Origin of the sequence: Actinosynnema sp. NPDC023658, assembly GCF_040639995.1 — a bacterium.
GTDB lineage: Bacteria > Actinomycetota > Actinomycetes > Mycobacteriales > Pseudonocardiaceae > Actinosynnema.
In genome coordinates this window covers 1-14,555 of sequence record NZ_JBFAAX010000008.1, presented here as the reverse complement: position 1 = coordinate 14,555, position 14,555 = coordinate 1, and the positions used below count along the sequence as shown (strand labels likewise).

General features: G+C 72.4%; 18 protein-coding genes. 7 read left to right on the top strand and 11 right to left on the bottom strand.

Annotated elements, in window-relative coordinates; translation table 11 throughout:
- Positions 1–5: 5 nt before the first annotated feature.
- Positions 6–470 carry a hypothetical protein gene (locus AB0G02_RS02225; protein WP_360788006.1) on the bottom strand — a complete coding sequence of 155 codons (465 nt, stop codon included), beginning with the start codon at positions 468–470 and terminating at the stop codon, positions 6–8.
- Between the two features lie 62 nt (positions 471–532).
- The gene (locus AB0G02_RS02220) at positions 533–1,006 is read right to left on the bottom strand and encodes a hypothetical protein (RefSeq protein ID WP_360788003.1); all 474 of its coding nucleotides are present in this window, start codon (positions 1,004–1,006) and stop codon (positions 533–535) included.
- A 292-nt stretch (positions 1,007–1,298) separates the two neighbouring features.
- Here AB0G02_RS02220 and AB0G02_RS02215 point away from each other — a divergent pair, with 292 nt between their 5' ends.
- The 3 genes from AB0G02_RS02215 to AB0G02_RS02205 all read left to right on the top strand — a co-directional run bounded on the left by AB0G02_RS02215 (position 1,299) and on the right by AB0G02_RS02205 (position 3,689).
- A complete protein-coding gene (locus AB0G02_RS02215; RefSeq protein WP_360788000.1) occupies positions 1,299–2,057 on the top strand; it encodes a DUF2470 domain-containing protein in 759 nt (252 codons plus the stop codon).
- Between the two features lie 22 nt (positions 2,058–2,079).
- The gene (locus AB0G02_RS02210) at positions 2,080–2,850 is read left to right on the top strand and encodes a CPBP family intramembrane glutamic endopeptidase (RefSeq protein WP_360787997.1); all 771 of its coding nucleotides are present in this window, start codon (positions 2,080–2,082) and stop codon (positions 2,848–2,850) included.
- Between the two features lie 167 nt (positions 2,851–3,017).
- Positions 3,018–3,689, top strand: a complete 672-nt coding sequence (locus AB0G02_RS02205; protein ID WP_360787994.1) for a GPP34 family phosphoprotein — start codon at positions 3,018–3,020, stop codon at positions 3,687–3,689.
- Between the two features lie 116 nt (positions 3,690–3,805).
- Here the strand turns inward: AB0G02_RS02205 and AB0G02_RS02200 are convergent, their stop codons facing one another.
- Together AB0G02_RS02200 and AB0G02_RS02195 are read right to left on the bottom strand one after the other, a co-directional pair.
- Positions 3,806–5,893, bottom strand: coding sequence for a caspase family protein (locus tag AB0G02_RS02200; RefSeq protein WP_360787992.1), 2,088 nt, complete (start codon positions 5,891–5,893; stop codon positions 3,806–3,808).
- Between the two features lies 1 nt (position 5,894).
- The gene (locus AB0G02_RS02195; protein WP_360787989.1) at positions 5,895–6,254 is read right to left on the bottom strand and encodes a hypothetical protein; all 360 of its coding nucleotides are present in this window, start codon (positions 6,252–6,254) and stop codon (positions 5,895–5,897) included.
- A 199-nt stretch (positions 6,255–6,453) separates the two neighbouring features.
- Here AB0G02_RS02195 and AB0G02_RS02190 point away from each other — a divergent pair, with 199 nt between their 5' ends.
- Positions 6,454–7,701 carry an arginine deiminase gene (locus tag AB0G02_RS02190; protein ID WP_360787986.1) on the top strand — a complete coding sequence of 416 codons (1,248 nt, stop codon included), beginning with the start codon at positions 6,454–6,456 and terminating at the stop codon, positions 7,699–7,701.
- Positions 7,702–7,805: 104 nt separating this feature from the next.
- Positions 7,806–8,366 (top strand): ferritin, encoded by a 561-nt coding sequence (locus AB0G02_RS02185; RefSeq protein WP_360787983.1) that lies wholly within the window; start codon positions 7,806–7,808, stop codon positions 8,364–8,366.
- A 54-nt stretch (positions 8,367–8,420) separates the two neighbouring features.
- Here AB0G02_RS02185 and AB0G02_RS02180 read toward each other — a convergent pair whose 3' ends face one another.
- The 4 genes from AB0G02_RS02180 to AB0G02_RS02165 form a co-directional block, all read right to left on the bottom strand.
- The gene (locus tag AB0G02_RS02180) at positions 8,421–8,924 is read right to left on the bottom strand and encodes a hypothetical protein (RefSeq protein WP_360787980.1); all 504 of its coding nucleotides are present in this window, start codon (positions 8,922–8,924) and stop codon (positions 8,421–8,423) included.
- Between the two features lie 110 nt (positions 8,925–9,034).
- The gene (locus AB0G02_RS02175) at positions 9,035–9,355 is read right to left on the bottom strand and encodes a DUF952 domain-containing protein (protein ID WP_360788088.1); all 321 of its coding nucleotides are present in this window, start codon (positions 9,353–9,355) and stop codon (positions 9,035–9,037) included.
- 63 nt (positions 9,356–9,418) lie between these two features.
- Entirely contained in the window at positions 9,419–10,366 is a 948-nt protein-coding gene (locus AB0G02_RS02170) for a DUF5926 family protein (protein WP_360787978.1), read from the bottom strand.
- A gap of 16 nt (positions 10,367–10,382) precedes the next feature.
- Positions 10,383–11,090 (bottom strand): glycerophosphodiester phosphodiesterase family protein, encoded by a 708-nt coding sequence (locus AB0G02_RS02165; RefSeq protein ID WP_360787975.1) that lies wholly within the window; start codon positions 11,088–11,090, stop codon positions 10,383–10,385.
- Positions 11,091–11,183: 93 nt separating this feature from the next.
- On the opposite strand from AB0G02_RS02165, the gene AB0G02_RS02160 reads away from it, so the two are divergent.
- Positions 11,184–12,425: a cytochrome P450 gene (locus tag AB0G02_RS02160; protein WP_360787972.1), complete on the top strand. Its 1,242-nt coding sequence runs from the start codon at positions 11,184–11,186 to the stop codon at positions 12,423–12,425.
- A gap of 40 nt (positions 12,426–12,465) precedes the next feature.
- On the opposite strand, the gene AB0G02_RS02155 is transcribed toward AB0G02_RS02160, so the two are convergent.
- Together AB0G02_RS02155 and AB0G02_RS02150 are read right to left on the bottom strand one after the other, a co-directional pair.
- Positions 12,466–12,666, bottom strand: coding sequence for a DUF397 domain-containing protein (locus AB0G02_RS02155; RefSeq protein ID WP_360787969.1), 201 nt, complete (start codon positions 12,664–12,666; stop codon positions 12,466–12,468).
- 8 nt (positions 12,667–12,674) lie between these two features.
- On the bottom strand, positions 12,675–13,502 hold the full coding sequence (locus AB0G02_RS02150; RefSeq protein ID WP_360787966.1) for a helix-turn-helix transcriptional regulator: 828 nt from the start codon (positions 13,500–13,502) through the stop codon (positions 12,675–12,677).
- A gap of 91 nt (positions 13,503–13,593) precedes the next feature.
- Here AB0G02_RS02150 and AB0G02_RS02145 point away from each other — a divergent pair, with 91 nt between their 5' ends.
- Positions 13,594–13,824 carry a hypothetical protein gene (locus AB0G02_RS02145; protein WP_360787964.1) on the top strand — a complete coding sequence of 77 codons (231 nt, stop codon included), beginning with the start codon at positions 13,594–13,596 and terminating at the stop codon, positions 13,822–13,824.
- A gap of 7 nt (positions 13,825–13,831) precedes the next feature.
- Here the strand turns inward: AB0G02_RS02145 and AB0G02_RS02140 are convergent.
- Positions 13,832–14,555: DUF4328 domain-containing protein (locus tag AB0G02_RS02140; protein WP_360787961.1), on the bottom strand; the 724-nt coding region annotated here is incomplete at its 5' end.

Sequence of the window (14,555 nt, the reverse complement as noted above, 5' to 3'; positions counted from 1 at the left end):
CGGCCTCAGCGGATCACGACCCGGCCGAGGGTCATGAACGGAGCGCCCCGGGTCAGCACCGCGGCCCGGCCGCGCGGGTCCGGCCCGGCCAGCCAGACGCGTCCGCCGCGGCGGATGTTCTCGCGCACCCGCTCGGGGATCTCGGCCAGCCGCAGGAACGTGCGGTCGGAGCCCGCGGTCTCCAGGTACGTCTGCCGGCCGACTCGCGTGCGCCCCGGCACGAAGTGCACCGACACGGCGTGCCGCGGGTAGGTGTCGAGCAGTCGGCGGAGGCTTCGGCGGGAGAAGAAGTGCCGCAGTCCCGGCACGGCGAACTCCACGCACAGCGGCGTGAGCAGGAACACCCAGCGCGAGCCGACCCACTCCGAGACGACCCAGAGGGTCAGCATCGCGAACAGCGCAAGCGCGATGAACCCGACGGCGCGGCGATCCGCGCTAGTCAGGCACTTGTCCACCCAAGTTTCGCCCACCACTGCTCCCAGGAAACCAGAAGTCCCGTCCGGGGGGTATCCGATTAGATGATCAGCGAAACTCAGCGGCGCACGACCTTCGCCGGGAAGAGCTTCGGCACGCCGCGGAACGTCACCACGGTGTTGCCGCCGCGGTCGGGTGCCACGACCCACGCCCGCCGGTGCCGGTTGATCCGCCCGCGGGCGAGAGGTCCGGCGCTGACGTCGAGCACGAGGGGTCGGGGTCCGCGCACCACGAGCAGCCCCGCGCGCCAGTGGACGCGCACGTAGACCCACGTGTGGTCGCCCATGACGCTGGTGAACGGCTGCCGCCGGGTGAGGCCGAACCCGAGGACGAGCACGGAGAACAGCAGCAGCAGGAGCGGCAGCGCCGAGGACACCGCGAACACGAGGATCAGCGCGAGTTGCAGCACGAAGGCCAGCGCGCCGACCACGACCCAGCCGAACGCCCGCCGGCTCGCGATCTCCAGGCAGTACCGCGTCCACAGGTCATCGAGAGCCGCCCCCCGGGTGGACGGCTTGTCGGGCACGACCACGAGCCACCTCCGCCAGGCGAGCCCAGGTTACGACGGACGCGCGGCCCGCCGAATCGCCCAACCGGACCGATCCGCGTCCGCCGGCCACCGAGTGACACCGAGGCAACACCGAGGCGACGACGAGTCGCGCAACCCGCCGAGACACGCCGGACACCCTGCTGGGCACCTCCCGGGCGGACCCCCTAACCTGCGGGAACGATTCCCGCGCCGGGCCGGCGGCAGTAAGCCGGTCGTGGGACTACCGCCACGGGCCTCCTCCAAGTTAGGCTGCCCTAAGTTGGGAGGTGAGCGGTTGAACGAGACACGTCGACCGCCGGCACCGCATCCGGCGGAGCGGGCTCGCACCATCGCCGCCCGGGTCGGGCGCGCGGCACTGATGCCGTCCGGCGGCACGGAGAACCGGATCACCCCGGTGCTGCACCACGTTCACCCGGACGGTGACACGACGATCGTGCTGCCCGACGAGCACCCGCTGGTCGAGGCGGCCCGCCGGACCGAGCTGACCGCGATGCTGGAGGTCGCCGACCAGGCGCCGGTGCAGCTGCGCGAGCCGGTCCGCGGCCTGCTGTGGATCACCGGCTGGCTGCGCACGTTGTCCGTCGAGGAGGCCCGGGAGGCGAGCCTCCAGGTCGCTGAGTCACGCCCGGACCCGAGGCTGCTCGACGTCGGGCACGGCGCGTCCGCGCTCAGGCTGTCGCCCGCGTCGCTGGTGGTGGCCGACGCCGAGGGCACCACGTCCCTGCGGCCGGAGCTGTTCGCGCAGGCGGAGCCGGACCCGTTCGCCGCGCACGAGGACCACTGGTTGCGGCACCTGGAGCTGTCGCACCGGGACGTCGTCGGCCTGCTCGGCCGGCACCTGCCGGACGACCTGAAGGGCGGTCACGTCCGCCCGCTGGGCCTGGACCGCTTCGGCCTGCGGCTGCGGGTGGAGATGGCGGACGAGGACCACGACGTGCGGATCGCGTTCTCCCACCCGGTGGGGACGGCGCAGGAGCTGGCGGCGGAGCTGCGCCGCCTGATGGGCTGCCCGTTCCTCGCACAACGCCGCTAGGGGCCGCGGTTAGCGTATGGGTGTGATCGAAGCCCAAGCCCTCGACGACCGTGCGCGTCGCGGCTACCGGTGGGAACTGCTGCTCGTCTTCGCCGTGACGCTCGGTCTGTCCGGGGTGCGGAGCCTGGTGCGGTTGCTCGACAGCCTGCTCGACCCGGTGCCGCTCAACGAGCAGAAGGTCGCGATCAACGTCCCGCAGGCGCGGTTCGACCTGCTGGACCTGATCGCGCAGCTGCTGAGCGTGGTGCAGCTCGCGGCGTGGGGCGGGCTCGGGCTGTACCTGCTGTGGCAGGGCGGCATCAAGCTGCGCGCGCTGGGCCTGGACCGGACCCGGATCGGGCCGGACGTGCTGGGCAGCCTCGGGCTGGCCGCCGTGATCGGCATCCCCGGTCTGGTGTTCTACCTGGTGGCGTGGAACCTGGGGCTGAACCTGGCCGTGCTGCCGTCCACGTTGGACCAGTCGTGGTGGCGCAGCGTGGTGCTCGTGCTGTCGGCGGCGGGCAACGCGTGGGCGGAGGAGGTGCTGGTCGTCGGGTACTTCATCACCCGGCTGCGGCAGCTCGGGTGGCGGGACAACACGGCGTTGCTGGCCAGCGCGGTGCTGCGCGGCTCGTACCACCTGTACCAGGGGTTCGGCGGGTTCATCGGCAACGTCGTGATGGGCCTGGTGTTCGGCAAGGTGTGGCAGCGCACGAACCGGCTGTGGGTGCTGGTCGTCGCGCACGCGTTGCTCGACGTGGTCGCGTTCGTCGGCTACACGGCGTTGCGCGGTCACGTGTCCTGGTTGCCGTGAGCGCACGTCCTCCTCGCGGAGGACGCCGCGTTCGGCCCCGGGAAGGACGCGGGCGGGCGGGCGCGGCGAGAGCATGGAGCCCCGACGAGGGGGAACCTCATGTGCGTCACCGCACCGGCCGGTACGACCTCGCCGCGTGCGGTTCACCGCAGGAAGCGAGGGTGGAGATGACCGACTTGACCTTGACCTTGACCTTGGCCGACGAGCTGGCGCTGCTGGTCCACGACGATGACGACGGCGCGCGCAGGCTGGGCCAACCTGCGCTCGGGTACGGCCTGGCGGGCGCGCTGCTGGTCGAGCTGGCGCTGGCCGAGCGGATCGACGTGGCCGACAAGAAGGTCACCGTCCTGGACCCGACGCCGGTCGGTCACCCCGTGCTCGACCAGGCGTTGGCCAGGATCGCCGGTGACAAGCCGCGCAAGCCCGCGCACTGGGTCGACAAGCTCAGCAAGAAGCTGACCGAGCAGGTGCTGGACGGCCTGGTGGCCGGTGGCGTGCTGCGGCGTGAGGAGGACCGGGTGCTGCTGGTGTTCCCGCGCACCCGGTTCCCCGCGCCGGACGGCGTGCAGCCGGAGGCGGAGACCGACGCCAGGGCGCGGATGACGGCGGCGGTCACGTCCGACGGGCCGGTGGATCCGCGCACGGCGGCGCTGTGCGCGCTGGTCAAGGCCGTCGGTCACGACCGGAAGGTGTTCGCCGGGCTGCCGCGCGCGGAGGTGCGCAAGCGCCTGAAGACGATCTCCGAGGGCGACTGGGCGGCGACCGCCGTGCGCAAGGCGATCGAGGAGGTCCAGGCGGCGGTCATGGTGGCCGTCATCGTGCCCGCCGCGGTGAGCTGACGCTGAGCGTTGAACTCAGGTGTCCCGAACGTAGGACTCTCGCGACGTGAACGTAGGACTCTCGCGTTCCGGAGGTAGGACACGCGCGTTCTGAAGGTAGGACACGCGGGAGGGGGTCAGCCCACGAGGAGGAAGCGGGAGGCAGTGCGGGCGGCGGAGGTGATGACGGTGCGGGCCACGCCGGCCGAGTCGAGCAGGGCGGGGTCCAGGTCGGTGACGGCGAGCGCGGCGTTCTCGGCGATGCGGTGGGCCGGTTCGGCCAGGGCGGCGGCGAACGCACGCCAGCCGGCGACCTCCTCCGGTGTGCCGGTGGCGTCCAGGGCGAGGCGGGAGCCCAGCTCGGCCAGGCCGACGCCGCCGCCGCGCAACACACCCTCGTGGGCGGCACTGCGCACGGCACGCACGGCGCGCTCCGCCTTCGGCACGTCGGAAGCGGCGGCCCGGATCAGGCTCGCCGGGTCGCCGGTCCGCGAACGGCCGTCGTAGACCAGGGTCTCCCGCGCGGTGGCGACGACCTTCCCCGCCCGCCCGAACGACCGCGTCCCCGCCGTCCCGAGCAGGTCCACGTCGAGGACGGTGCCGCCGACCACGTCCCGGATCCGGTTCAGCCGGTCCAGGTCGGTCACGGCGGCGAGGACCGGTCGGCTCGCGCCGAGCTTCAGCAACCCGGTCAGCGCGCTGTGCGACAGCTCCTCGCACACCACGAGCACGCCTTCACCATCGCCGGCCACGTGCGCGATCGCGTCACCCGCGTCGTCCGGCAGGAACCCGCTCACCAGCACCACCCGCGCGTCCACCAGCACCGCTTCCTGCCGCACGGCGTCGGTCACGAACAGGCTCGACGCGTAACCGCCGTCGAAGCGCACGCCCCGGCCGATCTCGTACTCCAGGCCGAACCCCACGCCCTCCTCCACCAGCACCGGACCACGCCGCCCGGTCACCGCGACCACGTGCCCGACGAGCCTGCCGACCTTCACGTCACCCGCCGCGGCCACGGCCAGCGCCGGCACGTCCGCCGTCCCCAGCTCGACCGCGGCGTCCGCGAGCAGCTCGCCGGCACGGGCGGCGGCGGCCGTCACGCCGCGCATCAGCCGCACCGGGTTGTGCCCGTCGCGCATTGCCTCGACCAACCCGCTGATCGCGCCGCGCGCCACGGCCACCGTCGACGCCGCACCGTCACCGGCCTCGCGCCGCACCTCGCGCACCAGGTCCCGCACGTACCCGGCGCCGAGCGAGTCGCGCGGGTCGTCGGGCTGGAACGCGGCCACGATGGCCGACGCGTCGCCCAGCTCCACCGGTCGCCGGTCCACGAACACCACGGCCCGCCGGCCCATCGGCCCCAACGTCCGGCACACCGGTTCGGCGGCGGCCCGGAAACCGCGCGCCACCAGCAGTTGCCCGGACGTGTACGACGCCGTGCCCCGCACCGCACGACCCGAAGTCCCACTCCCCCGAGCCGCACGACCCGCCGCCCCACCGGCCCGCGCGATGCGCAACGGCTGCGACGAGCCGTGCGCGAAGTACTGCGGCGTCTGGTCTGGACGACGGCGGCGCACCTCGCCCTGCGCGTACTTGAACAGCTCGTCGACGTCGACCCAGCCGTCACCGTCGAGGTCCGCGCCGCCGCCGGCCAGGCCCTCGATCAGCACGTCGGTGAACAGCGACGCGACCGGCGCGTCCAGCGACAGCGAGTCCTGCTCGAACGCGTACTCGTAGGCGTTGGACGCGGTCATCACCACGTAGCCGGAGCCGACGTCGTCCAACACCGACGTGCCGGCCGCCTTGAAGCCCTCCACGAACGCGCCGCTGAAGCAGCAGTCCAGCAGCAGCACCCGCCCGGACGCCCGGCAGTCCTCCAGCTGCTCGTTGAGGAACGACCGCGGGATCGCGGTGCCGGCGGGCCGGTCCTGCACGGTGTTCGCCGCGGCGAAGTACAGCCGGCGGGCGGGCGTGGTCAGGCCGTGGCACGAGAAGTACAGCAGCACCAGGTCGTCGGGCTCGCGCGGCGCGAGGACGTCCTCGACCGCGCGGCGGATCTCGTGGTCGGTCCGGTCCCGCAGCACCTCCACGGTCGTGAACCCGCCGACGTCGGGGTCCTCCAGCACGGCGGCGAGCCGTTCCACGTCCTGCTCGGGCGCGCGCAGCCGGCTCAGCCGGACGTCGTCGTACTCGCCGGTGGCGACGAGGAGGGCGTGCCGGCCCACCTCACCCCTCGCCCTCGTGGTCGCGCAGCCACGCCTCCACCAGCGCCTTCTGCGTCTTCGCGTCCACGCCCTGAACGCTGATCTGGTCGTCGCCGGACTTGATCGTCACCTTGCGCGCGCTGCCGCGCTGCACGAACGCCGTGACCACGGACGCGACGGCGGCGGCCACCGCGGCGGGCAGCGCGCCGTTGAGGACCAGCTCCGCGATGGTCGCGCCCGCGCCGCTCTTGGACCCCTCCGGCGACTCGGCCGGCGCGGGCCTCGCGTCGACCTTCGCGGCCCTGACCAGCTCCTGGAGCAGCTGGGTCGTCGCCGTGGCGGTGTGCCCCGGCGCGTCGATGAACAAGCGGATCTCCGCCACGGGTCCTCCCCCGGTAGAACACGATCATCCCGCAACCATCCCGACGGACCGGTAGTCCATCCGACAACGCAACGTTCGTTCGGTCATACCCCGCATATGTGCAACGAATCGCCGTTCCAGCGTCGTCGTACGATCGAGTTCGCTGGAAAGGGCTCCGCCGAGCTGCTGATCCCACCGGTCTCGGGTTACGCTCGATGGCGTGACTGCGCACATCGCCCAGACCGCGTCCACCGACACCGAGGCGGCACCCGCGCCGCGCGTCGACAGCGAAGTCGGCCCCCTGCGCACGGTGCTGCTGCACCGACCGGGAGCCGAGCTCAAGCGGCTCACCCCCCGCAACAACGACCAGCTGCTGTTCGACGGCGTGCCATGGGTCGACCGGGCGCAGGAGGAGCACGACGCGTTCGCCGAGCTGCTGCGCGGGCGCGGCGTCGAGGTGCTGCTGCTGGCGGACCTGCTGGTCGAAGCGCTGCACGACGACCGGGCCCGGATCGCGGGCATCCACAGCGCGGTCAACGAACGGCGGCTGGGCATCGACCTGGCCGACGCGCTGCGCTCGCACCTGGCCTCGATCGGCCCGGAGCAGCTAGCCGGCGCGCTGATGACCGGCATGACGTTCGAGGAGCTGCCCGCGGCCGAGGGCGCGTCGCTGGTGCGCAAGATGCACCACCCGATCGACTTCGCCGTCGACCCGCTGCCGAACCTGCTGTTCACCCGCGACTCGTCGGTGTGGGTGGGCGACCGGGTCGCGATCACGTCGCTGGCGCTGCCCGCGCGCGACCGGGAGACCGCGCTGACCGACCTGATCTACGCCTACCACCCGCGGTTCCGCCGCACGGGCCGCGCGTACGGGGCGCACTCCGCGCCGGTCGAGGGCGGTGACGTGCTGCTGCTCGCGCCGGGCGTGCTGGCGATCGGCGTCGGTGAGCGGACCACACCGGCGGGCGCGGAGTCGTTCGCCCGGTCCGCCCTGGCCGACGGCCTGGCGCACACCGTGCTGGCCGTGCCGATCACGCAGGACCGGGCGACCATGCACCTGGACACGGTGTGCACGATGGTCGACCGGGACGCCGTGGTGATGTACCCGGCGGTGCGCGACAACCTGTTCGCGTACCCGGTCCGGTCCGACGGCGCGGGCGGCGTCGTGGTCGAGGACCGGCGACCGTTCCTGGAGGTCGCGGCCGAGGCGATGGGCATCGACCGGCTGCGGGTGATCGACACCGGGCTCGACCCGGTGACCGCGGAACGCGAGCAGTGGGACGACGGGAACAACACGCTCGCCGTCGGGCCGGGGCTGGTCGTGGCCTACGAGCGGAACGTGGAGACGAACGCGCGGCTGGAGGACGCGGGCGTCGAGGTGATCCGGATCAGCGGTTCGGAACTGGGTTCCGGCCGCGGCGGACCGCGCTGCATGTCGTGCCCGATCGACCGGGCCGCCCTGGTCTGAATAACGCGGAAAGGGTTGCCTAAGCTTTCTTCGGTGACCCTTTCCTCACTGTCGTAAGCCTTACCTGAAATGCATAGAAGCACACTTTCGGTTATTCTTCGGGTATGGCTGTCAACTTGAAGAAGATTACCTCCGCGCGTTCCTCGAAGTTCCACGACCTGCTTCAGGAGCAGGTGCGCAACGAGTTCACGGCCTCGCAGCAGTACGTGGCCATCGCGGTCTGGTTCGACGGCAACGACCTGCCGCGGCTCGCCGCGCACTTCTACAAGCAGTCGTTGGAAGAGCGCAACCACGCGATGATGATCGTGCAGTACCTGATGGACAACGGGCTGCCGGTGAGCATTCCCGGCGTGGACGACGTGCGCAACGACTTCGTCGCGCCGCGCGACCCGGTCGCGCTCGCGCTGGAGCAGGAGAAGAAGGTCACCGAGCAGATCGTCGCGCTGGCGAAGACGGCCCGCGACGAGGGCGACTACATCGGTGAGCAGTTCCTCCAGTGGTTCCTGAAGGAGCAGGTGGAGGAGGTCGCGTCGATGAGCACGCTGCTCACCGTGGTCGACCGCGCCGAGGGCAACCTGTTCCACGTGGAGAACTTCCTGACCCGCGAGACCGTGGGCGAGGAGGCCGACAACGGCTCCCCCCGGGCCGCGGGCGGTGCGCTGTAACCGGCTCGACCACGAGGACCCCGGAAGTGCCCGAGCGGCGTTCCGGGGTCCTCGTCAGTTCAGGCAGCCGTGGCCTTCGCGGGTCAGGCCGATGCCGGTGAGGGTCTCGCCCGCGTCGCGGAAGTAGAACCAGTACCGGGTCCGCTCGTCGGCCATCCGGACGAAGCCGTGCGGTGTCTGCTCCACGTCCGGGTACACCTCGCGCATCCGGTCCCGCGAGTCCCCGATCCGCAGCCCCTCCGGCGTGCGGGCCCCGGACTCGACCCGGATGTCCACCGCCACACCGCCGTCGACGCCGACCCAGCCCCGCACGGCCTTCAGCTCGTGCACCGGGCAGGCGAACTCCGGCGTGGTCACGTCGCCGCCGACCTCGCCGGTGGCCTCCAGCTGCGCCACCGTCATGTCCAACCGGACCCCGCCGAGGCCGCCGGGTTCGAGCACCGGCGCGGCGTCCGCCCCGGAGGTCCGGCCGACCGTGACCGCCGTCGGCTCCACCGCCTCGGGCGACGCGTCGCACGCGGTCAGCAGCAGCGCCGCCGCGACCACCAGCCGCCTCACCGCGCACCCCGGGCGCAACCGCGGCCGATCGACCCCATCCGCACGTCCGACACCCGACCAGCGTCGTCCAACGGGAACGCGCACCGCCACTCGGGAGGGCCACGGTCAGGTCACAGCACGGGCAGCGGCCGGAACGCGCCGTCGGCGTCCGGCGCGAACTCGTGCACGGCCACCACCGCGTCGGCCGGGACGGGCCCGTAGACGTGCGGGAACCACGGGCCGTCCTCGGTCTCGCCCGGCTCCCACAGCACCGGCAGGCCCTCCGGGTCGATCACCAGGAGCACCAGGTCGTGCCGGTTCGGGTAGAGGCGGTTGGCCGGCAGGTGCACCGTGCCCGGGTCCGAGCAGTGCACGAACCCGTCCGGGTCGAGCGGGATCGCGCCGGCCTCCCGGTCCCGCGTCCAGTCGGCCTTCCGGCTGATCCGCAGGATCAACTCCGCCTCCTAGTTGTCCACAGAACCTGTGGACAAAGCTGGGGATACCTGTGGACAGGTTCAGCGCAGGGTGATCTGCCGACCCCGCAGGCCGTCCCGCGACCGCCGTTCCGCCTCGGTCAGCGGTTCGCCGTCGAGGCTGGTCAGGGCGTCCTGCAAACGCTTGCCCAACGCCTCCGCGCCCGGTGCCCACTCGCTCGAGTGCAGCTCGCGGTCCAGGTCCCAGACGGGGACCAGCAGGCCGTGCGCGCGGAACGACCCGGCGTACCGGGAGCCCTCGCCCAGGTCCAGCTCGCCGCGCACGGACAGCCGGGCGAGCGCCGCGAGGAGCTGCTCCTCCGGCTCGGGGCGGACCCAGCGCAGGTGCGCCTTGTCGCCCGCGTCGACCCAGTAAGCGCCTTCGACACCGGCCGCGGAGAGGCGTTCGGTGGGCAGGATGGCGGCGTTGGCCCGTTCCAGGGACAGGGCGACGTCGCCGGTGGGCTCGTTGTCCGGCGGCAGCCACCACGCGAAGTCGGAGTGCAGCTCGGGGCTCAGGCCCGCCTCGGCGTCCACCAGGTCCTGCAACCGGCCGGGGTTCGAGCCGTCGTCCGGGCCGACGACCGCGAGGGCGTCACCGGTCTTGGCCGTCAGCGCCCACTGCACGGCACGCGCGAGGTCGCGGCTGAGGTCGCCGGACCGCGTCTGCACCTGGAGGCCGACGAACGCGGTGCCGTCCGCGCGCACCAGGCCCGCCGCGGCCATCGGCAGCACGGTGGCCAGCACGACCTCGCGCGGGGCGTCGTCCTTCAGGGGCAGCTTCACCGTGGCCGAGGGCACGAACTCGCGCAGCGCGATCAGCTCGACCTCGGAGGCCAGGCCCTCGAACGGGCGGGAGACGATCACGTCCGCCGCGCCGCCGGCCGCGCCGTGGCACGCCTTGTAGCGCTTGCCGGAGCCGCACGGGCACGGCTGCCGCGGGTTGACGCCGTCCGCCGGCTTGTCCTTCACGGCTGTCCGCTTCGCCACCGCGCCTCCTCGGTACTCAGGGCTGGTCGGGCGTCAAGTTATCCGCAAGGCGCTCGCGCGTTTCCTCCGGGTTGTTGGTGGCGAGGAACCGCACGCCGCGCTCCCGGCACAACGCTATGTCCGCCGGGTCGTCCACCGTCCACACGTAGGTCCCCTCCCCCCGATCCGGGTGATGCCTGAGCAGGTGAACGCCCGGTCCGGCGTAGTCCGCGAAGCGGGGCAGGTTCCTCGGCCACAACCGGTCGTAGAGCAGGACCGTCGGCACGTCGGGCCGGAGCTGCTTGAACCGGTGCACGGCGAAGACGGAGAACGACATCATCACCACGTCGACGCGGTGCCTGCCCAGCTCCTCCGCGAGCCTGCGCTCCACCCGGGCCCCGTACCGGACGGGGTGCTTGGTCTCCACGAACAGCCGCGTGCCGTGGTCGGCCGCGAGCCCGAGCAGCGCCTCCAGCGTGAGCACCTCGGCGGGTTCGCCACCGTGCCAGCTGCCGAAGTCCTGCCGGCGCAGCTCGGCCAACGTCATGGTGCTGACCACGCCCGAGCCGCCGCTGGTGCGCTTGATCGTGCGGTCGTGCACGCACACCAGGTGCCCGTCCCTGGTCAGCCGCACGTCGCACTCCAACCCGTCCGCGCCCTGCCGCAGGGCCAGGTCGTAGGCGGCGAGCGTGTGCTCGGGCCGGCGGGTGGACGCGCCGCGGTGGGCGACGACTTCAGGGGGCACGCCGACGATGCTCCTGGTGGAGTACTGACGAGGTCAACTCGGCCACCCCCATGTCACAGCTCGCTTAACGTTTGCGGCTTCAACCACTCTCCGATGGACGCGAGGCGCGCTCGGACCTACCGTCCGTCCGTGACCGTGGCAGCCTTCGACCAGCACGATCCGGCCTTCATCGCGGATCCGTACCCCGTGTTCGCCGCGATGCGCGCGGGAGGCGAGGTGCACTGGCACGAGGAGATGGGCGTCGCGCTGGCGGTGTCGCACGCGGCGTCGTCGGCCGTGCTCCGGCACCGGTCGCTAGGCCGGATCTGGACGGACGCGAAGCCGGTCGAGCAGTTCGGCTCGTTCAACCTGCTGCACCGCAACTCGCTGCTGGAGAACGAGCCGCCCACGCACAGCCGGCTGCGCAGGCTCGTCGCCGCCGCGTTCGGCCGCGGTCACGTGGAGCGGCTGCGGCCGTGGATCGCGGACCTCGCGGACCGGCTGGTGGACGGGCTGGTGGCCGAGATCGGGTCCGAGGGGCGGGCCGACCTGCTGTCGCACGTGGCCACGCCGCTCCCCGTCGAGGTGATCGCGGAGCTGCTGGGCGTGCCCGCGGGCGACCGGGCGCTGCTCCAGCCCTGGTCGAACGCCATCGTGAAGATGTACGAGTTCGGCCTGGCCGAGGACAAGAAGGTCGCGGCCGAGCGCGCGGCCACCGAGTTCGTCGCCTACCTGCGCGAGCTGATCGCGCTGCGGCGCACCTCCCCCGGTGACGACCTGGTGTCCGACCTGGTGGCGGTCACCGACACCGACGGCGCGAAGCTCACCGAGGACGAGCTGGTGGCGACGGCCGTGCTGCTGCTGATGGCGGGCCACGAGGCCACGGTCAACGTCATCGGCAACGGCGTCCGGGCGCTGATGAACCACCAGGACCAGTGGCGTCGCCTGGTCGACGACCCCGCCCTGATGCCCACGGCGGTGGAGGAGCTGATCCGCTACGACTCGCCGCTGCAGCTGTTCGAGCGCACCGCCACCGAGCCCGTGACCATCGCCGGGCACCGCGTCGAGCCGGGTCAGAAGATCGCCGCGCTGCTCGGTGCGGCGGCCCGCGACCCCGAGGTCTTCACCGACCCGGACACCTTCGACATCGGCCGCAACCCCAACCCCCACCTGGGGTTCGGCATGGGCATCCACTACTGCCTGGGTGCGCCGCTGGCCCGCATCGAGGTCCAGGCCGCCCTGTCCTCGCTGGTCCGCAAGCTGCCGGACGCGGAACCGGCCGCCGAACCGCGCCGGCGGGCCGAGTTCGTCATCCGGGGCCTGCACGACCTGCCGCTCACGTCCCGGGGGCGCTGACCGCGTCACCGACCGCAGGGGCCGCGGTGGCACCCGTGGGTCAGGAGCCCCAGTGCCGCAGGAACGACGACCACTGGACGGCGGGGAACGCGAGCGTCGCCGCACCGGGGTTCTTCGAGTCCCGGACCGCCACCGCCGGCCCCGCGAACGCCACCTCGACGCAGTTGGCGTTGCTGGCACCGTTGCTCCGGCTGCTCTTCCGCCACCGCACCCCGGAGAGGTCCACTGTGGACACGGCCATCGCCTCTTTCACTCGGCCAGAACCCGTTCGATCAAGGCCACCGAACCCTCCGGGCTCAGCGCCTGGGAGGCCACGAAATCGAACGTCAGTCTAGCCTCCCGGAGCTCCCGCTCCTCCTCGATGTGCAGCGCTCCGGTCAGGTACTCGATGTACAGCACCTCGGGTTCGTCCGGGCCCGGGAAGCCCAGCAGCGTGAAGGCCGTGGCCATGCCGTCGACCACGCCCTGCTCGGCGGACACCAGTTGGATCGTCACGTTGGGCCGCTCGGCCATGTCGAGCAGGTGGGCCAACTGCTCGTGCATGACCTCCCGACCGCCCACCACCTTGCGCAGCGCGGCCTCCTCGATGATCGCGTGCAGCCGCAGCGGGTCGTCCCGGCCGGTCAGGCGCTCCTGGCGGATCTGCCGGACGCGGATGTCGTTCTCGAGCCAGCGCTTGGTCCGCTTCAGCCGGTGCGCCTCGAACATGGCGCGCATGTACCCGGTCGTCTGGAGCAGGCCGGGGATGATCAGCGGTGAGAGGTCCCGGACGGTGCACGCCTCGGTCTCGACGTCGATGTAGCCCTGGTTCTCGATGCCGAAGGTGGTCCACCAGCCGGGCTCGCGGGCCCGCAGCGCCTGGTCGACGAGGTCGGGGTCGTACTGGTCGTAGAGGTCCATCATCGACTTGGCGAGGTGGACGTCCAGGATCGTCTCGCCCCTCTCCAGCCGGTGCAGCGTGGACTTGGTGCGGTAGAGGGCTCGGGCGGCCTCATCCAGGGTCATCCTGGCCCCGGCCCGCATCCGGGCGAGCTTGCGACCCAACCGACGGCGGCGGAACGGTGGCGGAGTGGGCACAGGGCAGCATGATCCGGCGGGACGTGCGGAAGCGGGATTCCCGCCGCGCTTCACCGCATGGGGTGGATCTCCCGGCGGGACAGTCGGCGGTGTGGAAGCGAACCTGTTCAGCCTGGTGGACGCGACCGACCGCACCCGGGTCTTCGCCTGGGGCATGGAGATCATGGAGGAGGACACGACGAACGCGATCGTCTACCGGCGCGACCCGGACACCGGCAGGACGTTCATCGGGCAGCACACCTCCGCCGAGTCGGCCCTCGGCCGCTACGGCAGGCGCGTGCCCCTCGCGCTCGTCTGGGAGTTCGAGGACCAGCCCTGCTGACGGGCGGTCAGCGCGGGGAGCCGGACGGGCGGACCGGGCGCAGGGTGGGGGCCGGGGCGTCCTTGACGTCGACGACCCTCATCCGGCGGATGGCGCCGGCGTCCACCGGCAGCAGCAGCGCGGTCACGTGGCGGACCACGAGCGCCGTCACGATCGCCACGGCGGCGGCCAGGAGGTCGGTGACGGCGTGCAGCAGCACGCCGTCCGCCAGTGCTTGGACGCTGGAGCGGAAGCCCCAGGCCACGGTGAAGGCGAAGAACAGGCCCGTCACCACCCACAGGCCCCACCACCAGCGGACCAGCTTGGACGGGTTGGGTCGGGTGGTGGCCGGTTCGCGGAGGGCCGCGTGCTCCAGCTCGGCCAGCACCGAGCCGGGCACGACCAGGTTCACGCCGGGCACGACGAGGCAGATCAGGACCTCCCGGTCCGACCTCGACGGGCCGTAGCCCGCTTCCGCGGCGGCGGCGTTGCGCGCCCGGCGCAGCCACAGCAGGGTGAAGACCAGCGCCGTCGAGGACGCCACGAACGTCACCACCGACGACGCCACGACCATCGCGTCCGACACGCCGACCGTCGTCTCCGACAGCGCGCCGTACCGGCTGAGCAGCAGCAGCACGTAGCGCCAGACCTCGCTGCCCGCCGCCCACAGCGCCGTCAACGCGGCCAGGCCGAGGGCGTGCGACGCGGTCCGGGCCAGGCGCTGCGCCTGGTCGACGGTGTCGGCGGGCCGG